The sequence below is a fragment of the Marinomonas ostreistagni genome (assembly GCF_016888445.1).
GTDB classification, from domain to species: Bacteria; Pseudomonadota; Gammaproteobacteria; order Pseudomonadales; family Marinomonadaceae; genus Marinomonas; species Marinomonas ostreistagni.
In genome coordinates, this window is sequence record NZ_JAFEKF010000003.1 from 19744 (window position 1) to 43960 (window position 24217).

At 49.2% G+C, this 24217-nt stretch carries 21 protein-coding genes; 10 read left to right on the top strand and 11 right to left on the bottom strand.

Annotated features, from left to right (window positions below):
* Window positions 1-32: 32 nt before the first annotated feature.
* The 5 genes from JQX58_RS09895 to JQX58_RS09915 all read right to left on the bottom strand — a co-directional run bounded on the left by JQX58_RS09895 (window position 33) and on the right by JQX58_RS09915 (window position 5684).
* The gene (locus JQX58_RS09895; RefSeq protein ID WP_204146702.1) at window positions 33-1469 is read right to left on the bottom strand and encodes a mannitol dehydrogenase family protein; all 1437 of its coding nucleotides are present in this window, start codon (window positions 1467-1469) and stop codon (window positions 33-35) included.
* Window positions 1462-2565, bottom strand: a complete 1104-nt coding sequence (locus JQX58_RS09900; protein WP_204146703.1) for an ABC transporter ATP-binding protein — start codon at window positions 2563-2565, stop codon at window positions 1462-1464. Before JQX58_RS09900 ends, JQX58_RS09895 begins: the two co-directional genes overlap by 8 nt.
* 18 nt (window positions 2566-2583) lie before the next feature.
* Complete coding sequence (locus JQX58_RS09905; RefSeq protein WP_204146704.1) at window positions 2584-3414, bottom strand: carbohydrate ABC transporter permease; 831 nt, start codon at window positions 3412-3414, stop codon at window positions 2584-2586.
* Between the two features lie 10 nt (window positions 3415-3424).
* Window positions 3425-4285, bottom strand: coding sequence for a carbohydrate ABC transporter permease (locus JQX58_RS09910; RefSeq protein WP_204146705.1), 861 nt, complete (start codon window positions 4283-4285; stop codon window positions 3425-3427).
* Between the two features lie 91 nt (window positions 4286-4376).
* Window positions 4377-5684: an ABC transporter substrate-binding protein gene (locus JQX58_RS09915; protein ID WP_204146706.1), complete on the bottom strand. Its 1308-nt coding sequence runs from the start codon at window positions 5682-5684 to the stop codon at window positions 4377-4379.
* Between the two features lie 331 nt (window positions 5685-6015).
* Between JQX58_RS09915 and JQX58_RS09920 the strand changes: the two genes are divergently transcribed.
* Together JQX58_RS09920 and JQX58_RS09925 are read left to right on the top strand one after the other, a co-directional pair.
* A complete protein-coding gene (locus JQX58_RS09920; RefSeq protein ID WP_204146979.1) occupies window positions 6016-6291 on the top strand; it encodes an FAD assembly factor SdhE in 276 nt (91 codons plus the stop codon).
* A 112-nt stretch (window positions 6292-6403) separates the two neighbouring features.
* Window positions 6404-6715 carry a hypothetical protein gene (locus tag JQX58_RS09925; protein WP_204146707.1) on the top strand — a complete coding sequence of 104 codons (312 nt, stop codon included), beginning with the start codon at window positions 6404-6406 and terminating at the stop codon, window positions 6713-6715.
* Here JQX58_RS09925 and nadB read toward each other — a convergent pair.
* Window positions 6681-8294 carry an L-aspartate oxidase gene (nadB, locus tag JQX58_RS09930; RefSeq protein WP_204146708.1) on the bottom strand — a complete coding sequence of 538 codons (1614 nt, stop codon included), beginning with the start codon at window positions 8292-8294 and terminating at the stop codon, window positions 6681-6683. The two genes, JQX58_RS09925 and nadB, sit on opposite strands and share 35 nt — an antisense overlap.
* Before the next feature lie 217 nt (window positions 8295-8511).
* Here nadB and rpoE point away from each other — a divergent pair, with 217 nt between their 5' ends.
* From rpoE to JQX58_RS09955, 5 genes are read left to right on the top strand one after another with little or no spacing between them, the layout of a single operon-like run.
* Entirely contained in the window at window positions 8512-9099 is a 588-nt protein-coding gene (rpoE, locus tag JQX58_RS09935) for an RNA polymerase sigma factor RpoE (protein WP_239090293.1), read from the top strand.
* Between the two features lie 3 nt (window positions 9100-9102).
* Window positions 9103-9756, top strand: a complete 654-nt coding sequence (locus JQX58_RS09940) for a hypothetical protein (RefSeq protein WP_204146710.1) — start codon at window positions 9103-9105, stop codon at window positions 9754-9756.
* Complete coding sequence (locus tag JQX58_RS09945) at window positions 9753-10700, top strand: MucB/RseB C-terminal domain-containing protein (RefSeq protein WP_204146711.1); 948 nt, start codon at window positions 9753-9755, stop codon at window positions 10698-10700. The genes JQX58_RS09940 and JQX58_RS09945 overlap by 4 nt, the downstream gene beginning before the upstream one ends.
* A complete protein-coding gene (locus JQX58_RS09950) occupies window positions 10693-11160 on the top strand; it encodes a SoxR reducing system RseC family protein (protein WP_204146712.1) in 468 nt (155 codons plus the stop codon). The genes JQX58_RS09945 and JQX58_RS09950 overlap by 8 nt, the downstream gene beginning before the upstream one ends.
* A gap of 60 nt (window positions 11161-11220) precedes the next feature.
* On the top strand, window positions 11221-12609 hold the full coding sequence (locus JQX58_RS09955; protein WP_204146713.1) for a DegQ family serine endoprotease: 1389 nt from the start codon (window positions 11221-11223) through the stop codon (window positions 12607-12609).
* 65 nt (window positions 12610-12674) lie between these two features.
* Here the strand turns inward: JQX58_RS09955 and argA are convergent, their stop codons facing one another.
* Together argA and argE are read right to left on the bottom strand one after the other, a co-directional pair.
* Window positions 12675-13985 (bottom strand): amino-acid N-acetyltransferase, encoded by a 1311-nt coding sequence (gene argA / locus JQX58_RS09960; protein ID WP_420827041.1) that lies wholly within the window; start codon window positions 13983-13985, stop codon window positions 12675-12677.
* A gap of 8 nt (window positions 13986-13993) precedes the next feature.
* Entirely contained in the window at window positions 13994-15157 is a 1164-nt protein-coding gene (argE, locus tag JQX58_RS09965) for an acetylornithine deacetylase (RefSeq protein ID WP_204146715.1), read from the bottom strand.
* A 115-nt stretch (window positions 15158-15272) separates the two neighbouring features.
* Here argE and JQX58_RS09970 point away from each other — a divergent pair, with 115 nt between their 5' ends.
* Together JQX58_RS09970 and glnE are read left to right on the top strand one after the other, a co-directional pair.
* Window positions 15273-16223 (top strand): CYTH domain-containing protein, encoded by a 951-nt coding sequence (locus JQX58_RS09970; protein ID WP_204146716.1) that lies wholly within the window; start codon window positions 15273-15275, stop codon window positions 16221-16223.
* A gap of 37 nt (window positions 16224-16260) precedes the next feature.
* Complete coding sequence (gene glnE / locus JQX58_RS09975; RefSeq protein ID WP_204146717.1) at window positions 16261-19170, top strand: bifunctional [glutamate--ammonia ligase]-adenylyl-L-tyrosine phosphorylase/[glutamate--ammonia-ligase] adenylyltransferase; 2910 nt, start codon at window positions 16261-16263, stop codon at window positions 19168-19170.
* Window positions 19171-19256: 86 nt separating this feature from the next.
* Here glnE and JQX58_RS09980 read toward each other — a convergent pair whose 3' ends face one another.
* Window positions 19257-21206, bottom strand: coding sequence for a TonB-dependent receptor domain-containing protein (locus JQX58_RS09980; RefSeq protein WP_204146718.1), 1950 nt, complete (start codon window positions 21204-21206; stop codon window positions 19257-19259).
* A gap of 144 nt (window positions 21207-21350) precedes the next feature.
* On the opposite strand from JQX58_RS09980, the gene JQX58_RS09985 reads away from it, so the two are divergent.
* Window positions 21351-22244 (top strand): LysR substrate-binding domain-containing protein, encoded by an 894-nt coding sequence (locus JQX58_RS09985; protein WP_204146719.1) that lies wholly within the window; start codon window positions 21351-21353, stop codon window positions 22242-22244.
* Window positions 22245-22271: 27 nt separating this feature from the next.
* Here the strand turns inward: JQX58_RS09985 and JQX58_RS09990 are convergent, their stop codons facing one another.
* A complete protein-coding gene (locus tag JQX58_RS09990) occupies window positions 22272-23138 on the bottom strand; it encodes an ABC transporter ATP-binding protein (protein ID WP_204146720.1) in 867 nt (288 codons plus the stop codon).
* Window positions 23135-24211: a FecCD family ABC transporter permease gene (locus JQX58_RS09995; protein WP_204146721.1), complete on the bottom strand. Its 1077-nt coding sequence runs from the start codon at window positions 24209-24211 to the stop codon at window positions 23135-23137. Before JQX58_RS09995 ends, JQX58_RS09990 begins: the two co-directional genes overlap by 4 nt.
* Between the last annotated feature and the right edge of the window lie 6 nt (window positions 24212-24217).

Here is a 24217-nt window from a genome sequence, read left to right on the forward strand (position 1 = left end):
AGATTCTGTTAGCTATCTATCACTTGGTAGATTTATTGATCTGCGTAGCGCTGCTGCATTGCTTTGATGGTTTGGCCTAATTGCGCGATAAACTCAGGGTAGCGAACTGGCAGGTCGCCCCAAAGAAAACGATCCTTAGCAAACGCTGCGATGCCTGCGGCATCATCACTAAAAGCGGCAAGCGCTGTTAAATTGGGTTCATGATAAGGGGTGGCAATGTCCCCCTTACGGGCTTTTTGAAAGTACACAAACCAAGCCGCGATGCCCTCGATGGTTTTAACGGGCGTTTTTCCCAGTGCATAGCAGCCAGCCAAGGAGGGATAGACAAAGATCGGAAATTTGGCATAACCATCAGTACAAATACGCTCCACCGTGTCGCCAATATTAGCGTTGCTAAAGCGGCGCTCTATGATTTTGACGTAGTTCTCAAGGTCGACAATCGACTCGCCAATCGCTGGAATGGCGTCTTGAGCAATGAAGTCTTTGAAGTATTGGCGTAGCTCTTGATCGCGCATGGCTTCATCAAAGTAAGTCATGCCTTTTAATGCAGCTTGATAAACGACATTCGTATGTCCGGCGTTGAGGATGCGGATTTTAGCCTCTTCGTAAGGATCGACTTGATCGACAAACTGCACACCGACCAGATCAAGGGCTGGTTTTTCACCAGAGAAGTTATCTTCAATGACCCATTGAATGAAGTCTTCGCCCATGACCGTCATTTCGTCATCTGTGCCAAAACGTTGTTGTACATCTGCTACGTGAATTGGGCTGGGTTTTGGTGTGATGCGGTCAACCATTGCACAGGGAAACGAAACATTATCACTCACCCATTGGCTCAGTTCTTGATCGCCTTTGGCGCTTAAAAACTGCATTAATCCAGCGCGCAATACTTCACCATTGTGACGTAAGTTATCACAGCAAAGCAGTGTGATTTTGGCATTGGAGGTTTGGCTGCGCAGTTTTAGACCGGCGTACAAAAAGGCGTAAAGCGTATTGCGCTCGCCTTCTAGATCGCCTTTTACGGCTGGGTGCTCGGTCATCAATTGGTGTGTTTCATCTAGGTAGTAGCCGCCTTCTGTTACGGTAGAGGTCACCAGCTGAATGCTGGCATCGGCCATGGTTTGATCGACCAATTCTGGTGTTTGTGCCCCGTCAATTTGGTTGACGATGGAGCGAATGTGCTCATAAACAGTGGTACCGTCTGAATCCATGGTTTTGAGTACATATTCACCTTTTTGCTCCATGAAACGCGCAAACTGCGCGCTGTCTTGGGGGCGAATGTTGACCCCTGTGATACCCCATTGTTTTCCTTCTGGTAAGGCCAACAGTCGATCAAAATAAACGGCTTGGTGGGCGCGGTGAAATGCGCCGACACCTAAGTGCATGACACCAGACGTCACGTCAGAGCGTTGGTAATTTTGGCGTTGCATTTGCTCAGCATGAGTTGGAATTTGAAGTCGATTAGTCATGGCTTGCATCCTCAGCAATCACTGAAAAAACACGGTTGTTTTCGTTAAAAAGAATGACTTCGTCGCGGTCCACTTGAATATGCACTTCTTCACCGTCTTTAATGGTGGTGCGGGCAGGGGCTTTGACAATCACAGTTTGATCGTTAGCAAGGCGAATGTGTGTATAGGCTTCTGAACCTAGGTGTTCGATCAATTCCACTTTGCCGATCAAATCGCCATGGGTTTCTACCAAGTGCATGTGTTCTGGGCGAACCCCCATAATGACGTTGTCAGGTAATGGGCCATGAGTACGAGCCACAGGGAAATCGATGCTGGCACCGAGTAATTTTAAATGCAGGGTATCGTTTTCACGTACCACGTTATCTAGCTCAATTAGGTTCATCTTTGGTGTGCCGATGAACTCTGCCACAAAGCGGCTGTTTGGCGAGCGGTACAGTTCTAGAGGGGTGCCTACCTGCTCAATCTGACCGGCATTCAAAATTACCACGCGATCCGCAAGCGTCATGGCTTCCACTTGGTCGTGGGTTACGTAGATCATGGTGGTGCCAAGTTTCTTGTGCAGGCGTGCTAGCTCAAGACGCATTTGCACACGTAGCGCTGCATCCAAGTTAGATAATGGTTCATCGAATAGAAAGACTTTCGGCTGACGCACGATGGCACGACCAATCGCCACACGTTGGCGCTGACCACCGGAAAGCTCACGCGGTTTACGCTCTAGCAGTTTGTCCAACTGAAGTGATGCTGAGACCGATTTCACTTTTTCATCGATGACGCTTTGCTCTTCTTTGGCAAGACGTAGGGCAAAGCTTAAATTCTCAGCCACTGTCATATGTGGATACAAGGCGTAAGACTGGAACACCATGGCCAAGTCGCGTTTTGAAGACGACAACTCGGTGATGTCGCGGCCATCTAGTTCGATGGTGCCACCAGTGCTCGACTCAAGACCCGCAATAGTACGTAGCAAAGTCGATTTACCACAGCCTGATGGTCCCACGAAGACGATGAATTCACCTTCGTTGATAGCTAGGTTAATGCCGCGCAGCGCGTGGTAGTTGTCATAGTGCTTTTGCAGTTCGGTAATGTTTAAGTAAGCCATTTTTATTATTCCTATAAACTATTTCACAGCGCCGAAAGTAAGGCCTTGTACCAATTGTTTTTGACAGAACCAGCCAAAAATAACGATCGGGGCACAGGCAAGTGTTGAAGCGGCGGATAACTTGGCCCAGAACAAACCTTCAGGGCTTGAGTAAGAAGCAATCATCGCAGTCAGTGGCGCGGCTTCCGAAGCGGTCAAGTTCAATGACCAGAAGGCTTCGTTCCAACACAGCACGATGGATAGAAGACCCGTTGACGCGATACCACCTACCGAAAGCGGTAGTACCACTTTGACCATTTCATCCCATGGTGTCGCACCGTCCATACGTGCAGCTTCAAGGATTTCTTTTGGCAGATCTTTGAAGTAAGAGAACAACATCCAAACGATGATCGGCAGGTTCATCAGTGTGAAAATGATCACCAAGCCTAATTTTGAGTCCAGCAAACCGTAGTCGCGTGACAAGATGTAAATAGGTACTAATACACCGACCGCTGGCAGCATTTTTGTGGACAACATCCACAGTAGAATGTCTTTGGTGCGTTTGCCTGGGAAGAAAGCCATGGAGTAGGCCGCTGGGATGGCGATAACCAGTGCTAGAATCGTTGCGCCAAAAGACGTCACCACAGAGTTCCACGCGTGTTTTAAATAGTCACTGCGTTCTTGCACGATGGAGAAGTTCTCGAGTGTCGGTTCAAAGAACAGCTGCGGTGGTACTGAGATCGCCTGCAGTTCCGTTTTAAAGGAGGTGATAAACATCCAAAAGATCGGGAAGAACAGTAGCAATGCCACGGTCCAAGCAGCCAAGCCGACCAAGATCGTTTTGAGTTTGCGTTGTTGCGTTAAAGTCATGGTCGTCTCCTTACACTGTTAGGTTTTTGCCGACAGCGCGGATTAAGAAGAAGGCAACGATATTGGCTAATAGCACGGCGAATAAACCGCCGGCAGAAGCCACACCGACGTCGTATTGCAGTAATGCTTGGTTGTAGATCAAGTACGCTAAGTTGGTACTGTCATAACCTGGGCCACCACCGGTGGACACATAGATTTCTGCAAACACGGCCAATAAGAAAATAGTTTCGATCATCACCACGACGGCGATTGGGCGAGCCAAATGTGGAATGGTGAGATAGCGGAAGATGTGCCAGCTGGTGGCGCCGTCCATTTGTGCGGCTTCTTTTTGCTCGGTATCTTGAGATTGTAAGGCAGTCACAAAGACAAGGATGGCAAAGGGGAGCCACTGCCAGCTGACCATAATGATGACGGACATCAATGGATAATCGGAAAGCCAATCAATGGGTTCTAAGCCGAAACTTTGCGACAACCAAGCAAAGATGCCGTACACCGGATTCATCATCATGTTTTTCCAGATCAAGGCGTTGACCGTTGGCATGATGAAAAATGGTGAAATCAGTAGTACCCGCACTACGTTGCGTCCCCAGAAGGGTTGATCAATCAAGGCGGCAAGAGCGACCCCAAGCACCACCGTAATCACTAATACCGATAGCAGTAGAATAAGAGTGTTGGAAATGGCAATCCAAAAACCTGGATCGGTTACGAAGAATTCAAAGTTCATCCACCCCACAAAGTTATTACGACCTGGATACAGCAGGTTGTAATTAATGGTGGAAAAATAGATGGTCATCGACAGTGGCACCACCATCCACACCAAAAGGAGCAGCACGGAGGGCGCCATCAATAAGCGAGTAATGGAGCGCTTCATAGGAGTATCTCTCGTTATTATGCTAATAGGGCGTCTCGCGACGAAGTGCCCACACTTCAGCATGCTGAGTGTGGGCCGGAGTCAGGGCGAACTAGTAATAGCCAGCCTGACGCATTTGACGATCCGCTGATCGGTTCGCGGATTGCAGAGCTTTTTCGACGGATAAGCTGCCGGAGACAGCACCAGAAATCATTTGCCCAGTGGTAGTTCCAATCGCTTGGAACTCAGGAATAGCAGCAAACTGAACGCCCACGTAGGGCACTGGCTCAAGCGTGCTATCGGTGGCGTCGGCTGAATTAAGTGCTTTTAATTCGGCTTCGGCAAAAACCGCCGCATCGAGGAATTTAGGATTGTCGTAGGTAGATTGACGAGTGCCGGTTGGAACCGCGCCCCAACCATTGGTTTCGCCGACTAGCTTGATATAGTCTTTGGAAGTGGCCCAACGGACAAATTTCTGTGCCGCTTCGGCGTTCTGAGTGCCTGCTGGGATGCCTAACGCCCACGACCAAAGCCAGTTGGCTCCCTTTTCTGTTACCGCATAAGGCGATTGGGCGAAGCCAACTTGGTCCGCTACTTTTGATTGCTTAGGATCTGTTACGAACGAAGCTGCGATAGTAGCGTCAATCCACATGCCGCATTTGCCCTCATTAAACAGCGCTAAGTTTTCATTGAAGCTGTTACCGCTGGCACCTGGTGGGCCATAGCGATCGAGTAAATCGACGTAGAAGGTTACCGCTTGCTGCCATTCATCAGAGGTCAGTTGTGGTTGCCAGTCCATATCAAACCAGCGTGCCCCAAACGAGTTGGCGATGGTGCTGACCAGTGCCATATTGTCGCCCCAGCCTGCTTTACCACGTAGACAAATACCATAGACGCCATTATCTGGATCGTGCATAGCCGCCGCCGCGTCACGGATATGTTCCCAGCTATCGCGATCATTGATGCTGATGCCAGCTTTGTTAGCAAGATCTTTGCGGTACATCACCATTGAGCTTTCGCCATAAAATGGTGAAGCGTATAGGGTGCCATCCCAAGACAGACCATCACGAATCGAGGGCAGCAAATCCTCGACATCATAGTCACCGCTGGTATCTACCGGCTCAAGCCAGCCGCGCTCGCCCCAGATGGGCGCTTCGTACATACCAATGGTCATGACATCGTACAAACCGCTACCGTTGGCAATGTCTTGGGTCACGTTTTGGCGTAACACGTTTTCTTCTAGAGTTACCCATTTAACGTCAATATCAGGATAGAGTTTTTCAAATTCCGGCGTGAGTTTTTGCATTTCGATCATATGGCCGTTGTTGACGGTGGCGATCGTAATCTGAGTATCGGCTAACGTATTAACGGCCGCTAAAGATACGGCACAGGTTAGCGCCGTTTTGCGAAGAGTAGTCATAGGTTCTCCCATCTGGGTTAACTTGTTTTTATTGTCTCACCTAGAGCTTGATCATTTGTTAATCAAGTGATGTTAGAATAGTGCAAGTTGCAATTGACTAACTAGTACAGAAAATGCGGATAGTGGTACTTTTTTGAGTCTATTGTGAATAGTTGATTAAAAAAGCAGTCAAAATAATACTCTTTTGACTGATCTTCATTTGCACGTTTTATCAGAGAATTCTAAAGAACAGGATCAACTAGGTATTACTTTGCTGATTTGATCAGTTTTCCAGTGGCAGGCTAAGGGCTATAATGGCGCCACTTTAATTGGGAGATTTCTCATGACAGACATGATTACTGATAAAGAGTCGATGGGCTTTAAGCGTCTTAAGTGGCAGTGTCGACGCGGTATGCTAGAGTTAGACGTGCTTTTCGAACCCTTCTTAGACGATGTGTTCTTATCCCTTGATGAGGCGGATAAGCAGCGGTTTTATAAGCTGATTGAGTGTGAAGATCAGGAGATCTTCCCATGGTTTATGCAAAAGGAAGTGCCAGAAGACCCTGATTTGGCGCGCATTGTGGACATCATCGTTACCCGTGTACAGCCAGAAAACTATCGCGCTTAGGCGCCATTCGACATTATCAACGCTGGCGTTGTTGCTTTGGTTTATCGCCACGACAACGCTGGTGGTGCTATTACAGCTGCCTACCTTATTTACGCCTCTTGTATGGCTCTTCATGCTCGCTCTGCTAGTGTGGCGCCAACGACGGCCTGCAATCCAGTTACAATTTGATGAAGTCGGCGCTTGGTGCGTCCAAGGTGAGCTGACACAGTTTGCCCAGCTGGTGTATCGCAATGACTATTGGCTAGTGTTAAAGCTGAGCAATCCACTTGAGCCAAACCTACTCAAGCGGTTGATGTGGAGTGTGGTGCGCCGTCATCATTTAGTATTTCGTGATCAGTTTAGCAAAGGCGACTATCGTGAAGCGCGCTCGCGTTTGAGCGCGGCTAAGTTTATGAACGGGCCAGCTCCGAAGAACGAATTCTAGGCTTTAGAATCGTCGCGTCACTGTGTTCAAGCTTTTCGGGGTAATCCAGCGTGAAATGCAGGCCTCGGCTTTCTTTGCGAGACATCGCCGATTGGATGATCAAATCCGCGACTACGGCTAAGTTACGCAACTCTAATAAGTCAGCCGAGACTCGGTAGTTAGAGTAAAACTCTTCAATTTCTGAAAGCAGCAAGTCCACTCGGTGCTTGGCGCGAAGCAAGCGTTTGTCCGTACGCACAATACCAACGTAGTCCCACATAAAACGACGCAGCTCATGCCAATTATGGGTAATTACCACGTCTTCGTCCGAGTCAGTCACTTTAGAAGCATCCCAATCAGGGATAGTGAAATCTTCCCGTGGCGTCGAGTCCGCTAAGATATTTTGTGCCGCAGAACGCGCGTAAACAATGCACTCTAGAAGCGAGTTGCTGGCCAAACGGTTGGCACCATGAAGGCCAGTGTAGGAGGTTTCCCCTATGGCGTATAAATCGGCGACATCGGTTTCGCCATGTTGATTGACGACCACGCCACCACAGGTGTAATGCGCCGCAGGTACGACAGGAATCGGTCCTTTGGTCATGTCATGACCGTAGCTTAGGCAACGCTTATAGATCGTCGGAAAGTGCTCTTTGATGAATTCTGGATCTTTGTGCGAAATATCCAATAACACATGTTTGACCCCTAAGCGCTTCATTTCATGGTCAATCGCGCGGGCCACGATGTCACGCGGTGCCAGCTCGCCACGCTCATCAAAATTAAACATGAAGCGGCTACCATCCGGTAGCAGTAGACGACCACCTTCACCGCGTACAGCTTCAGAGATCAGGAAGGTTTTAGCTTTGGCATCGTACAAACAGGTTGGGTGGAATTGATTGAATTCCATATTGCCGACGCGACAGCCGGCACGCCAAGCCATGGCAATGCCATCCCCCGATGCCGTATCTGGGTTGCTGGTGTACAAGTACACCTTGCTGCTGCCACCACAGGCCAGCGCGACCCGATGTGCGTGAAACACCTCGACTTCGTCTTTATCTTGGTTCAGGGCGTATAAGCCAATGACGCGATTAGGGCAGTTGAGTCCCAGCTTCTGTGTCGTGACTAAGTCGACGGCAATATGGTCTGGGTAAAACTGGATATTGGGATGCGCTTTGGCGTTTTTAACCAATGTTTTAGAGATCGCCAGTCCCGTGGCGTCTGCCGCGTGTATGATTCGGCGATGACTGTGCCCGCCTTCTTTGGTTAGGTGATAATCTTGATCATCACCATAACGGGTAAAGGGCACCCCTTGATCAATCAGCCAGTCGATACTTTCTTTAGAGTGTTCGATGGTGAAGCGAATGGCTTCTTCATCGCCGAGCTCAGCGCCAGCAATGATTGTATCTTGGACGTGTGAATCGACGGTGTCGGTTTCCGCCAAAACAGCCGCTACACCACCTTGCGCATACAAAGTCGAGCCTTCGGAGATTTCGCCTTTAGTTAGAACGGCAACCTTATGTGTGTTCGCCAGTTCCAGTGCTAGGGTTAAGCCCGCCGCACCGGCGCCGATGATGACAATGTCGTGATGTAGATGTTGGCTCATTTCGTTGATCTAGCTTATGTTAAATGCGCTAATACTACACGGGTTTGACAAAGCGATGAATACCTTACTGCGACATCCTAGTGCGATACCATTTCCATAACGGTGCAGACCGTGGCAATCTATCCAATGAATTTACGCGGAACTCCCCTTAGTCTGCGTTGTCCATATAATCAACAATTAGGTGGGCACATATATGTTTGCGAATTATGAGGTGCCTATGCAGCACGAAACGTCCAGTGATGAGGCGTTGGTTAAGCGAGTCCAAACGGGTGACAAGCGTGCCTTCGATCTTTTGGTGTTGAAATACCAGCACAAAGTGGCCGCGTTGGTTTCTCGTTACATTCAGGACAAGCAAGAAGTGCTGGATGTGGCGCAAGACAGTTTTATTAAAGCCTATCGGGCCATTGATAGCTTCCGTGGCGAAAGCGCGTTTTATACGTGGCTTTACCGGATTGCCGTCAATACCGCCAAAAACTATTTAGTCAGTCGTTCAAGAAGGCCGCCTGCCAGTGATGTCGAGCTGGATAACGAAGAGGTCCATGCTTCTTATAACGAACTGGCCGATGGTGGCAGCCCAGATGCCAATCTCAACCGCGACCGCTTAGAGACAGAAATCCAAGCAGCGATCAAAGATTTGCCCGAAGAGTTGCGTGGCGCACTAACGCTGCGTGAGTTTGACGGCTTAAGTTATGAAGATATTGCCCAGGTCATGGATTGCCCTGTGGGGACAGTAAGATCGCGTATTTTCCGCGCCCGTGAAGCCGTGGAAAAACGTATTCGCCCCATTTTTGGGGGAGGAGAGTAGTCGATGTCAAAATATAGCGACCCTTACAATTCAGGTGCTCAAGACAGCTTGTCGGCTTTCTTAGACAATGAAGCCACACCAGCAGACATCGAAGCATTATTGGCCAGTGATATGCAAAAGCTGGCGCAAAAGGTGGACAGTTATCACCAAATTCACCAATCGGTGCAGCCAGATAGCGAGCAATGGATTTTTGATTCCGGTGCTTTCTTGAATGGTTTACATGACAAACTGGATGCGGGCATAGAAGACAGTAATGTACTGGCCTTTCCCAAGCGTAATGCGATGCTAAACTCGGTATCACCCGAGCCTGTGATGGCAGAGCAGACTGCCTCATCTGAGCCACAGGTTAAGCCTGTGCGTAAACATTACTGGTCAGGTTTAGCGGTTGCGGCGAGCGTTGCCTTTGCCGTGGTGTTAGGTGGTAATGTGTTGTTAGACAGTAACGACGGCGTCGCGACACCGAACTTCGTTGCTAATTCAAATGCGCAAGCAGAGCCTTTGGCAACGGCTTCCAGTGCCGATACGATTCGCTTGGAAGACAACGAGCGTCTACAAAACTATTTACGCCAACACGCCCAGCAAGCTTCAATGACCGTTGGACAAGGCATGATCCCGATGGCCAAAGTCGTGGGTTACCCGCAAGGTAATGCGCAATGAGGAAGGTGCTTATCTGTGCACTGATGACGTTGCTCAGTATCAGCGCTTGGGCAACGCCCAGCGGGCTGGACTGGCTGTCGCGCATGACCGAGTCGTTTGAAGAGTTATCTTATGATGGTGTATTTGTGCATCAAGAAGCGGGCATGATGAACAGCATGCGCATCCGTCATGGTCTGATTGGAGGCGTTGACTACGAAAGCTTAGAAGATTTAGACGGACAGCGTATTGCTGTGATTCGGGCTGACGATAGCATTATTTGTGTGTTTCCCGATAAAGAAGATTACGCCAACGGCTATGTGCCGGGGGAGCCGTTTAAGCGTTTTGCGAAGCTTGATAAAGAACGCTTACAGCGTGCCTATGATATTCGTATTACCGATCACAGCCAGCGTATCGCCTCACGCCAAGCGGTGAAAATAAAACTGGTGCCGAAGGATGAGTTTCGTCATGGGCATGTGTTTTGGATCGACAAAGACAATGGCTTTTTACTCAAGCATGATGTGCTCGACCACGACAATCAGTTATTGGAGCGCATCCAGTTCACCTCGGTCACTTTTGCGCCAGACTTGAAAGAAGATGACTTCACCCCCAGTAAAGAGGCCTATATACAGCGCTTTGTTGAGGTTGAGCCGCAAACGGTAAAACGTAATTGGCAATTTGATTGGTTACCCACGGGGTTTGATTTGGTGTGGCAAGAAGCGCGCCAAATGAACCCACAAACCAATATGATGCTTTTGTCTGATGGCATGAGTACGGTGTCTGTATTTGTTGAGCAAACCCAGCAGAAGCGCCCACAAACCTTTATGAACATGGGAGCCACCGTGGCTGGCGAGCAGAGTATCAATGTCGATGACAAAACCTATCTGCTGACCATGGTGGGTGAAGTTCCTGCGATCACTATTCAGCGCTTAATGGCGGTCATAATGCCGAAACAGAACGATGATTGAAGAAAATGGTACCGTATTGGCGATTAATGATGGCATCGCCGACGTCGAAACAATTCGCACCAGCAGCTGCAATAGCTGCCGAGCGCGCCACGCGTGTGGCCATAGAGCGATTGCCAAAGTGTCCAACAGCAACCGTATGCTGATGCAAGTCATCGCCCCTGAATCACTTAAAGTGGGTCAAAGTGTGGTGATTGGCATTCCAGAAGACACTCTATTGCAAGCTTCTATGTGGATGTACGCAGTGCCACTTTTAGGCCTAGTTGCTGGTGCCGCGTTACCGTCTTTGGTGACCGAGCAGACGATTGTCTCGGTCGTCGGAGCGATTGGCGGCTTTGCCGCAGGACTTTGGGCAGCCAAACGTAAATCGTCTTTAGAGGCAAACAATCCTGACTTTCATCCACGGGTGATCAAGGTCTTGAACGATGCGGTTCAAACGATCCCAGTGGTGCAACAACCCTAACTCTTTCCTTTGATACAACACGAGCAAGTTATAACTTTGGACGTCTGAGGAGACCAACAAATGAACGTATTGCGACAACGTGTGCGCTGGATCAGTCTTAGCTTCTTAGCGCTGTTTTCGACCTTGGTAAGTGCCGCTAACTTACCGGATTTTACCGACTTAGTAGAAGAGGCCTCGCCGGCTGTCGTCAACATTAGTACTGAGCAAAGCGCGTCGTCTAATGGTCAGCAGTTGAGCCCAGATGCCCGCGAACTGAATGAGTTTTTCCGTCATTTTTTTGGCCAACAGCCATTTAACCAGCAGCAACCTCGCCAGCGTCAGCGCAGCTCGCTAGGCTCTGGTTTTATCATTTCCCACGATGGTTATGTGCTGACCAATAATCATGTCATTGATGGCGCCGATGTGATCCATGTGCGTCTCAATGACCGACGTGAATACGAAGCCGAGTTGGTGGGCACTGACTCGCGTACCGATCTAGCCTTGCTTAAAATTGAAGCGGATGATCTACCGATTGTCGATATGGGTGACTCGGATGATTTGAAAGCGGGGCAGTGGGTATTGGCCATCGGCTCGCCATTTGGTTTTGACTACACCGTTACTGCAGGCATTGTCAGCGCGGTAGGGCGTAACTTGCCAAGCGATGGCTATGTGCCATTTATTCAGTCAGATGTTGCGATTAACCCAGGTAACTCAGGTGGTCCGCTCTTTAATCTTGATGGCGAAGTCGTAGGTATTAACTCGCAGATTTACACGCGCTCTGGTGGCTTTATGGGCGTGTCCTTTGCGATCCCATCGAATGTGGCTATGTCCGTAGTGGAGCAGCTAAAAGCAGACGGTACTGTGTCCCGCGCTTGGCTGGGGGTATTGATTCAAGATGTGAACAACGATCTGGCTGAGTCATTTGATTTGGATCGTCCTCACGGTGCATTGGTCAGCCGTGTTATGCCGGATTCTCCAGCGCAAGCTGCAGGACTAGAAGCGGGTGATATTATCATGCAGCTAAATGGCAAAGTGATTGAGCATTCTTCTGAGTTACCGTATTTGGTGGGTAATCTAAGCGTTGGCAGTAAAGCCAAAGCGACGATTTTCCGCAATGGCGAAGAGCGAGAAGTGACCATCGAGCTGGCTAAGCGTCCGGACGATTCTCAAGTCGCGCAGCAACAAATGAATCAAAACCGCTTAGGCATGTCAGTTGTGTCGGTACCAGAAAGCGTGGCGCAGCGTTTGGATATTGAAGGCGGCGTTATGGTCGATCAAGTTATAGGTGGTGCGGCGGCGCGTAACGGCCTACAGCAGGGTGATGTGATTACTATGCTCAATGGCCAGACGATCACAGGTGTAGAAGACTTCGCGCGTCTGACAAAAGATCTGCCGAGTAATCGCTCAGTGCCAATGCGTGTGGTGCGCGAGGGCTACCCGATGTTTATTCCGTTCAAAGTAGTAGAATAAACGGCTATTTCAGAGCACTAGAAACATATAAAAAGGCCTGTGTACTTGCGTACACAGGCCTTTTTTTAGAGTTGTTTTAAGAAGATTTTTGAGTTGCGTTGGTAGTTATACAGCGCTTGTTTTTTAGCAGGTAACGAGGCCAGAGTGGTTTCTTTAAAGCCGCGCTCGATAAACCAGTGAGCGGTGCGTGTGGTCAGCAGAAATAGACTCTCTAAGCCTTTTTGACGGGCTTCAGCTTCGATGCCTTTCAGTAGACGCTCGCCCCGGTTAGAGCCACGGTATTCAGGTGATACTGCGACACAAGCCAGCTCGCCAGCGCGCTCTTGTTCAAATGGATACAGTGCCGCACAAGCCACAATGGCGCCATCACGCTCAATGACAATGAACTGCTCGATTTCGTTTTCTAAAAGCTCACGAGAACGACGCACCAAAATGCCTTTCTCTTCTAGTGGTGCTAGTAATTGCATCATACCGCCGACATCTTCGATGGTGGCTAAGCGTAAGCGCTCATAGCTGTCTTCATCGATCATGGTGCCTGAGCCATCGCGAGTAAACAGCTCACTTAAAAGGCCGCCATTTTCATTGAAGGAGATAATGTGAGCGCGTGGGACTTCTGCTCGCACCGCCATTAGGCAAGCTTCTAGTGCATCACGGGTAATCGGTGTTAGGCCGTTTTGCGCCAAAATCGTATCCGCCTGATGGGCTAGTAACTCTGAGAACAGCTGATCATTGTGATCAAAAATGCCTTCATCTTCGGTCAAAATGATCAATTTATCGGCTTTCAGCTGAATCGCCGCTTGGGTGGCGACATCCTCCGCTTTAAGGTTGAATACCTCGCCAGTAGGTGAAAAACCAAGGTGCGGCAACAACACCATGTTGTCGTCTTCCAGCAAGCGAAAAATAGCGTCACGATCAATGCGGCGCACTTCGCCTGTATGGCCATAATCGATGCCATCGACGACCCCGAGTGGCCGTGCTACCACATAATTTCCGCTACAGACACGCAGCCCAGCATTGGCCATCGGTGTGTTAGAAAGCCCCATAGATAATTGTGCTTCTAGCTGTACTCGCACCGCGGCTGAGGCTTGGATAATATCGTTGAGCTGGTCATAAGGGGTGACGCGAAAGCCATCTTCGATACGCGATAGCAATTGTCGTTCTTGTAGCACTCGATCAATTTGCGGGCGCGCACCTTGCACCAATACTAAACGAATGCCCAGTGAATCGAGCAGGGCAAGGTCGTGAATGATGTTAGAAAAATTGGCACTTTCAAATGCTTCCCCAGGGATCAAAATCACCAGCGTTTTACCACGATGGGCATTGATATAAGGAGAAGAGTGGCGAAACCAGTCTACGTAATTGAGTTCGTCAGACACGCGATGCCTCATGGGTTGTCGTGGGTTAAACAATAGCGTTCTACCAGCCCTTGAATGACGGTCTGCATCGGCTTAATTTGATCCAGTGCCATGTACTCATTGGGTTGGTGGGCTTGATCAATGGAGCCGGGACCTAGGACCAAGGTTTCCATGCCAAGTTGGTTTAAAAATGGGCCTTCGGTGGCAAAGGCAACCGTAGTGGCCGCTTTTTTTGTCAAGCGCTCACAAGCCTTAATGATATCGGACTCTTTTTCGGTTGAGAACGATGGTACATCAGGAAATAAGTGCTCAAGTTGAATTTGAGTGTCGGTAGCGCGCTCTATCTCCGGCAAAATAGCCGCAATCTCGTGATAGAGGGTTTGGTTGTCCATCCCAGGTAGCGCACGCAAATCAAACTCCAGCTCACAGCGGCCACAAATGCGGTTGGGGTTATCACCGCCATGGATGCAGCCAAAGTTCATGGTGGGGTAATCAATCACAAAGTGGCTATCACGATAGCGATCTTTTAAACCTTGGCGGTAGCGCATCAACTCAGACATAACGCTGTGCATAGCGTCCAAAGCATTGTTACCAAGATTTGGATTGGATGAATGACCTGCTTGGCCAGTGACGCGAATCTTTTCCATCATGATGCCTTTATGCGCATGGATTGGCGTCAAGGAGGTAGGCTCTCCGATTAAGGCATAGCGCGCTTTAGGGCGGCCGCTTTCGACCAACGCGCGAGCACCATTCATTGAGCTTTCTTCATCGGCGGTGGCTAAGATAATCAGCGGCTGCTGCAGCTTGTTAAGGTTCATGTCTTTTAGGGTATCTATGACGATAGCGAAGAAGCCTTTCATATCACAGGTGCCTAGACCGTACAGCTTGTTGTCACGCTCATTGAGTTTAAAAGGGTCACTGTGCCAGCGATCTTGGTCATAAGGCACGGTGTCGGTATGCCCCGACAAAACCAGCCCACCTGCACCTTGACCTATGGTAGCGATGAGGTTGTATTTTTCTTGGTGGCCAGCGATTGGCATCATTTCGCAGGCGAAGCCTAAGCTTGTCAGCCAATCTTGCAGCAACAAAATGACACCTTTATTTGACTGATCCCAACTGGCTTGGCTACAACTGATAGAAGGTGTGGCGATCAATTGGGTCATCATGCTGATCAGCGAGGGAAGTGAGGACATGGAACACTCCTATAGCGGGTGCGTGAATGTTTTAGGATATAAAAGCGCTTCTGGTAGACTTGTGACTTTATAGTAGTTGTCTTCGGTTATACCGGAAGTATAGAGGTTTTAAAATATGGCAACCGAGCTTGAACTAAAATTAATGGTTCAACCTGAGCATCTAGCATCTGTTGGCCGCTATCTTAATGACTATTGTGCCGCCAGCGCAGAGCCAAAAGATGCCCACCAAGCCACACTGGATTTAATGAATGGTTACTACGATACCGCTGAGGCCAAGCTGATGCGCAATGGTATCGCATTGCGTATTCGTGCGGTAAATCGAGAGTATATCCAAACGGTGAAAACCCGTGGTAGCAGTCGTGTTGGTATGCACGCTCGCGATGAGTGGGAGTGGTCGTTGCCCTCCGATGCGCTCGATCTGAGCTTGCTCAAAGAGGTACCGTTACCCGAGTTATTAGTGGATATGGCGTGGTCGCGCGACCTTATTGAAGTCTTTCGCACCGATTTTAAACGCGACGTCTGGCTGATTCATTATCAGGGGGCTTGTATCGAAGTGGTGGCCGATCAAGGAGAAGTGTCCTCGCAATATGGTCGTGATGGGATCTGTGAGGTGGAGCTTGAGCTTAAACAAGGCCCTGAGGGCGCATTGTACGCATTTGCCACACTGATGGCTGAACAGGTGCCGATGCAAGTGAGCACCGTGTCTAAGGCGCAAAAAGGCTCGCGCTTACAGCACCGTAAAATTGAATTCCCTGACAAACCTAAGGCTCATGCAGAGCTGACGCGTTTTGCCGAATACTGGTATGAAACCTGGTTGGTGTACTGGGAAGCGATGTTTTATTTGCATGATGAAGCTTTGCTGCAACCGGTTCGCAGCGCGGTTAAACAGCTGCGCCAATGTGTGGCAGCCGAGCTTGCGTCTGAGCTTCAGAGTCTTGAGCAGTTTTATGATGAGCAATTACACCAAGACAGTGACGATGACCTGCTGGCGCGATTGGCCAGTTCACCACAAACCGGTTTGGCTATGTTAGCCGTCGGTGAGTGGTTAAATCAGCAGCTTAATTAACTCGCGTCTCGCGGTGATGAATAAGGATATAGTTTAGATGTCGACCCCACTCGCGTCAGTGCAAGCGCTGTACACTGATGAGCAGCTTGAAATTAAACGCCAACACATTTTCGATGCTATTGAGCGCCAAGCCAATCTAGAAGTCACTCAAGAGACCCTATTAAGCGCCGAGCGCATGTGGTTATTGAGTGAATATGTACACAAACAGCTGTGCCGTTTTCCTAACTGGATCAATGAGCTACAGGTTTCGGCTGAGTCGCTTGAGGCACCCAGTTTAGCGCAGCTTTATGCCGGCGAAGACGCCTGGGGCAGACCCGCAACCGCAGTCGATTTACCGGACTGGGACGAGCCCACATTGATGCGCCAGCTACGGCGCTATCGACATTGGTGGATGGTGCGCTTGATCTGTAGTGATCTTGAACAAAGCGTGAGTCTGGAAACGCTCACAGCGCATTTGAGTAAGCTTGCCGATGTCGCAGTTAATGCCAGTCAGCAATGGAGCATGCGTCACTATCAAGCGTTATATGGCCTACCACTGGATCGAGCAGGGCAGGCACAAAAGTTGATAGTGATCGGCATGGGCAAACTCGGCGGTTTTGAGCTGAACCTATCCTCGGACATTGATTTAGTGTTTGCTTTTCGCGAGCACGGCGAGACCCAAGGCGGCAAAAAGTCCCTGTCTCATCAAGAGTACTTCACCAAAATTGGTCAAAAACTGATTCAGCATTTAGATCAAGTCAACGCGGAAGGCTTTGTGTTTCGTGTCGACATGCGTCTACGTCCATTTGGCCAATCCGGTGCTTTGGTCATGAACATGGACTCACTGGAAAACTACTACCAAGACCAAGGTCGTGATTGGGAACGCTATGCCATGATCAAAGCGCGCGTCATGGCCGGTGATGCGCTTGATATCAAAGAGTTTGAGGCCTTAAGACGCCCGTTTGTATATCGTAAATATCTCGATTTTGGTGCCATTGGCGCATTACGTGACCTTAAAGCCATGATTGCTAAAGAAGTGCGCCGCAAGGGCATTGAACACAATATTAAGCTGGGCGAAGGCGGCATTCGTGAAGTTGAGTTTATTGTTCAGGCCCTGCAAATCTTACATGGTGGTCGAGATCAAGGCTTGCAAACCCCGGCTTTGTTTAAAGTATTGCCAGTGCTTGGCCAAGATGGTTATTTGCCCGATGAAGAAGTACAGGACTTACTTGACGCTTACCGTTATTTAAGACGAGTGGAGCATGCGCTACAAGGATATGCCGATGAACAAACCCAGCTATTGCCCGATGACGCGTTGGCGCAAACGCGTCTTGCTTATCAAGTGGGTGAGTCAGATTGGCAGGCATTGGATACGCGTCTTTGGCAGCACCGTCATAAGGTGCATGAGTATTTTAAAGCCTTGATTGATGATGGCGAAGACAGCGCCACAGATGCTGAACAAGAAGAGGTTTGGCGGGTTATTTTGAAACAGCCAGACGATCTTGATTCGATCCAAGAAGCGCTGCAAAAAGTGGCTTGGCAGGAGGCGGATGCGATCGCCAAACGTCTACAGCAGTTTTTAACTTCGCGTTCCGTCGCCTTTATGCAGCCCATTGGGCAAGAACGATTGGCAGTTTTCTTAGCCGCTCTGATTTATTGCTTAGAGGAAGAAGAGCAACCTGATCGCGTGTTAGAGCGCATCATCCCCATCATGGAAGCCGTCACGCGACGTACGGCTTACCTAGTGTTGCTGTCAGAAAACCAAAGCGCCATAGGTCACTTGATTCGCCTATGTCGTGAGAGTGTTTGGTTCTCTGAAGCCATCTCTAACTCACCTGCATTGCTCGATGAGCTGTTAGACGCTAATACACTGTTTTCGCCTCCTTCCAAGGCACAAATGGGCCAAGAGCTTGAGCAGATTTTATTGCGCTTGCCAGAAGAAGACGAAGAAGCCCATATGGACGCCATGCGCCGCTTCCGTCGTTCGATTATTTTGCGTATCGCTGCTTGTGATATCACAGGTGTCTTGCCGCTGATGAAAGTAAGTGATCACTTAACTTGGCTTGCAGAAGTGCTGCTAGAAAAGGTGTTGCTGCAGTCATGGCATTACCTGAGCCAGCGTCATGGTTATCCGACCCGGGCAGGTGAGCCTGTGATGGCCCCCGAAATGGCTATTGTCGGCTATGGTAAATCCGGCGGTATCGAGCTGGGCTACGACTCAGATTTGGATTTGGTGTTTATCCATAATGCCGAAGGCAAAGGCTACACCAATGGTGAGCGCAGTGTTGATAACTTGGTGTTTTATACACGCTTGGGGCAGCGCATCATTCATATGCTGACCAGTTTTACTTCGGCTGGACGTCTGTACGAAGTCGACATGCGGTTACGTCCTTCGGGGAACTCTGGGCTTTTGGTCGCGAGTCTTGAGGCGTTTCAAGAGTATCAAGAAAAAGAAGCGTGGGTGTGGGAGCATCAGGCCCTATGCCGTGCGCGGGCGTTGGCGGGCGATCCAGCCGTCGTGTCAGAGTTTGAGCGCATTCGTGCCAAGATATTAAGCCGTGAGCGCGACTGCCAAGCGTTAAAACAAGACGTGATTAAGATGCGCGAAAAAATGCGTGCTCACTTGGACACTGGTGGTGAGGGCAAAGGCTTCGACCTAAAGCAGGGCGCTGGCGGGATCATTGATATCGAGTTTATGGTGCAATACTTAGTATTGGCGTGGTCCTGTCAGTATCCAGCGTTGATGACTTATTCAGACAATATTCGCCAACTTGAGGCGGCGAGTGACAGTGGATTGATCGAGTCTGGGCAAATGTTGCAAATGAAAGAAGCGTACACCTTCTATCGCGCCACCGCTCATCGTCAGACCTTACAAAAGCAAGGGCGTGTGGTGCCCGTAGAAACGCTTGAAGCGAACCAAGCTCTGATTGCGCAGTATTGGGACGCTTTTGTCGCCAAACCTTGCTAAAAAAAATCCCACCTAGCCAAGGCTAGGTGGGATATGGACAAACCAATGAGGCTTGCGAACGCGAATAAGCAAGCCATTTAAGTGGTTTAGAAAGAGACGTTGACTTTCGCTTGGTAATGACGACCATCAAGTACCTTGTCGTAGGTATCTTGATCAACTGTGTCATCAAATAGGTTGTAGATCCCTGCATATAGAGTGACATTTTCACTTGCTTGGTAGCTTAGTCCTGTGTCGACTAACGTGTAATTTGGGATCTTATCCATTTGGCCACGATTGCCTGTGCCAGTAGTCGATGTACCGATGTAGTTTGCCTCACCCCAAAGGTTTAGCTTATCAGTAGCATCCCAAGATAAGTTGGTATGGATACGGTGCTTAGGAATACGGTTTAACGGTTCACCTTTGTATTGACCAGATTTCTGCTCTGAATCAGTAAAGGTGTACCCCATATCCCATGTTAGAGCTGGTGTTAATTCGTGGCTCACAGTAGCCTCAACCCCCTTGGTCACCACTTCGTCCACATTGACGCGTAGGCGAAGACCGTTCGCATTGTCATTTTGATAGCCGTTGTAAACACAGGTTGAATCACATAGATCTTGAGTTGTGATTTTGTCTTCGAATTCAGTGTAGAACGCGGTTAACTCAGCTTTTGTACCTTGATAGTTGTTCCAAGCCACACCAATCTCGGTTGAAGTACTTTTTTCTGCTTCAAGATTTGAGTTGCCGACAATGGAGCCGCCACGTGAGACCTGTACCCAGTTGTCATTTGACTGGCGTAGAGTCGGTGTTTTATAACCAGCGCTGACGCCACCTTTTACTGTAAGGTTATCAGTCGTCTGCCAAACACCGTAGATTCTCGGAGTGAATTCGCTACCATAGTTTTCATCTTCGTTGTAGCGTAGGCCACCAGTCAAAGTGAAGCTATCGGTTAGATAGAATTCGTCCTCAGCGAATAATGCACCTTGCCAACGATCGATATTGGTAACGCCATTAGGAGCATCATTTGAGCTATCATCGTTAAGCTCTTGTTGTTCAAACTGACCGCCCACCGTTAGTGTATGACGATCAAAGAATAGGTGGCTTTGATGATTTAAGACAGTTGATTCGTAGACCATTTCGCGAGATTTATTCTCGTTATCTTCGTAGGTTACGTAGGTTTCATGCTGTGCGTTAGCGGTATCAAGCTCGTGGGTAATAGAGAAGTGCTCGCGGGTATAATCATTGTCGCTGACGGTATTTGGGTTGTCGTCACTATCAAGTAATTCTTGCGTGAAGCCCGGTGAGCTGGTGCGTTCTTGTGTTTCGGTACCCGCTTCAAATTTTAGCGTTTGGTCTTCATTCAGTTGCCAAGTCAACTTACCTGTTAGGTTTTGCATAGATTGCTCGTTGTAACCGCCAACGATTCTATCTTCATCTCGCTCTGAGATTTGACCAAAGACCTCTAAGCCTAGCTTATCTTGTACCAATGGGCCTGCCGCGTAAAAATCAGTTTGGATGCTGTTGCCAGAGTCATTGTCTTCTTGGATAACAGTGCCCATGCCCACTTCACCATGCCACTCATCTTGTACTTTTTTGGTGATGACATTGATCACGCCGCCCATGGCATCTGAGCCGTACAAAGAAGACATCGGGCCACGGATCACTTCGATGCGCTCAATGGCGGTAATTGGTGGTAACCAGCCCTGCTCAATACCAGGACCATCAGAGTTAGGGCGTGATTCACGGCTGCCTTGGCGCTTGCCATCGACCAAAATTAATGTGTAAGAGCCACCCAAACCACGCATGGTGATATCAGAAGAAGAGCCACCACCAGAGACAAATACACCCGGTACAGATGAAAGTGCATCCGTCACATCACGGTAGTTCTTTTTCTGGATCTCATCTGCTTGCAGCACGGTAATAGATGCTGCGGCATCTTGAGTACTTTGTTCGTAACCCGAGGCACTGACGACAAGCTCGTCAAGATTGACTGTATCGGCATGAGCGGTGTGAGCGAGGGCGATGCTGGCAGCCACCACAGAAAAAGAGAACTTACGCATAGAGCTTAATCCTTCAAATATGTACAAAAAACGTAAAATGAAATGGTAATATTTATCATTTGTATTCTGTATGAATTTTGTAAGATTGTCTCGCGATGGCGTGTTGCGTATATTACAACGGTGGGCCGTTAGGAGAGTGTGTTCGTGTACGATTTAAATGATTTAAAGAGTTTTGTGTCTGTGGTGGAAACTGGCAATTTAAGCGCCAGTGCCAAGGAGTTAGGGGTGTCCAAGTCGACACTGAGTCGCCGTGTATCGCATCTTGAGAGTGTGATGCGACAGCCTTTGATGCGCCGTCAGGCGAATCGTATGTTTGCTAATGATGCAGGTCGAGCGTTTTTACCGTTTGCACAAAGTATTCTTGAAACGGTAAACCGTGCCCATCGAACGGTGGATGAGCTAAAGGAAACCGTATCGGGTAAGTTATCGTTTGCTATTTTTTCAGGATTAAGTCGCTCTTGGGTTAATCGCGAGTTATTTCGTTACTTAGAGCAGTATCCAGACATCAATGTCGATGTGTACACGATTTCCAAAGTTGAAGAACTTAAAGATACCACCGATGTAGCTATCTGGATGGGGCCGTTACAGGATACGACGTTTAAGTCTGAGCTGATAGGCAACATGAGTTGTAGCCTATACGCCAGTAAGCATTATATTGAGCGTTTTGGCGCCCCTCAGAGCATCGAAGAGTTAGAACAGCATGACTGTGTCAATCTACATAATTTTTACTCCAACGATCCGACTCTGTCGCTTTACAATGAAGAAAGCGGCTATCGCGAAGTGGCCATGCCGCGCTCACGCTTGACCACCGATTTGTTAAGTTTTCAGATTGATGGTGTGGTCAATGGCCGTGGCATCGGTGTGATCCCTGATGAAATGGTTAGCGCCCGTGATAAGCATCACCCAGGTGATCTGGTGAAAGTGTTACCTCAATGGCAAGCGCCAAGCATTCCCCTGTATCTTTTGTACTCTTACGGACACTTGCCTAGACGTTGCCAGGTGTTGTTGCAACAGCTAAAAAAAGCGTATTTAGGCTAACTAAATACGCTTGATTGTAGGCTGCTATTAGGCGCTTACAGCATCCCGTTGAGCCTGGCGTTTGGGTGCCGTGGTGGCTTGAGTCTCACTTGGCTCAGGGCGGCTACGGCGGACATTGAGTAGGATTGGCGCGCCCGTTGAGGGGTCTTCCATCAGATCACATTGCACGCCATAAAGGCTATCAAGGATACTCGGTTGAATGACTTCTTTAGGTGAACCTTGGGCGACAATTTTGCCTGATTTCATGGCGATTAGATGATCCGAATAGCGTGCCGCCATGGCCAAATCGTGTACCACCATAACAATGGTTTTCCCCTGAGCAGCCAGCTCACGAATTAAATCAAATACTTCAATCTGATGGCCCAAATCCAGCGCTGAGGTTGGTTCGTCTAGTAGCAATAGCGGCGTTTCTTGTGCGATCGACATGGCAATCCAAGCGCGCTGTCGTTGTCCGCCTGAGAGCGTATCCAATAGGCGCTCACCCAAGTCTTCTAAATTTGCCGCCTGTAAGGCGTATTGAATCGCGGTGCGATCGTCCATACCCCATTGCTTCAAAAAGCTTTGATGTGGGTGGCGGCCAAAGCGAATCAATTCTTTAACCGTAATGCCATCTGGTGCCGAGGTTTCTTGCGGCAACAGGGCTAGCTTTTTTGCGACTTCTCGCGACGGCAGGCGATGAATATCTTGCCCGTCTAACACGATACGGCCAGTACTTGGCAAATGCACGCGTGACAAGCCATTGAGTAAAGTTGACTTACCACAGCCATTTGGACCAACGATGGCGGTGACTTTGCCCGCTGGGAAAGACACAGAGAGATCTTCAATAATAGTGTGTTCAGCATGCTTGAGCGTCAGCATGTCTGTGCCAAGAGGCGCTTGAGTAGTTTGGCTCATAATGTGCTCCGCTTAGGTTTGCGAATCAAAATCCAAAGAAGGTAAGGGCCGCCAACGACCGCCGTGACAACGCCCACGGGGAGCTCGATAGGGCTTAATAAAGTGCGGCCAACTAAGTCCGCCAAGATCATCACAATGGCGCCGCATAGGGCGCTTGATAACAGAGGTAAACCACGATGGCGAGCAAAGGTGCGAGCCATTTCTGGGCCGACCAAAGCGACCAGACCTACTGGGCCTGCAAGGGCAACCGCAAAACCGGTGAGAATGACCGCTACAATGACTGCAGTAAAGCGCAGGCGGTTAGGTGTTCGACCTAGGGCGGTAATCACAGAATCCGAAAATGCCATCAGTTGAAAGCGGCGACAAAGAATCACGCTAATGATGATACCGACCAAGGTAATCCAGCCCATCACTGGGATTTGCTCTTCGGGGCGACCAGATAAACTACCGACGGTCCAAGGATAGGCCTCATTAGCCGTATCAATGTGTACTTGGGCTAGCAGCAGTTGTGAGATAGCGGCCGATACCGAACCAATCGCCAAGCCTGCGACAATGAAGCGATAGCCACGTGTACCACTGCCACCACCGATGATAAACGCCAATGCGGTAGCCGTCGCGGCGCCAGTCAATGCCATCGCAGAGGGCGCAAAACTAATGCCTACGCCGACGACTGAGGCGACGGCAAACGCCATGGCAGCATTATCAATACCAATAATCCCAGGCGTTGCTAAGCGGTTGCGAGCGACGGTTTGCATTAAACAACCGGCGATACTAAAGGCTGCGCCCGTGTAAATGCCGGCTAGCAAACGATTAAGGCGTAAATCATTGACCACAAATTGCGTCATGGTGTCGCCTTGTCCCGCCAGCGCTAATATGACATCAGTTGGCGCGACAGGTAGTGTGCCAATACCCAAGCAGACAATGCTGATAAGCACCAATGCAAGGACTAACAGCAGATTGCGCTTACACGCAGCTTGATCGAGTAATAGGGTTTTGTCTCCCCATGCCAAGAGCCATTGCCCACTCGGGGCAGCAGACGAACCTGGCGTAACAGAAGAGGTTGAAACAGACATTACGTA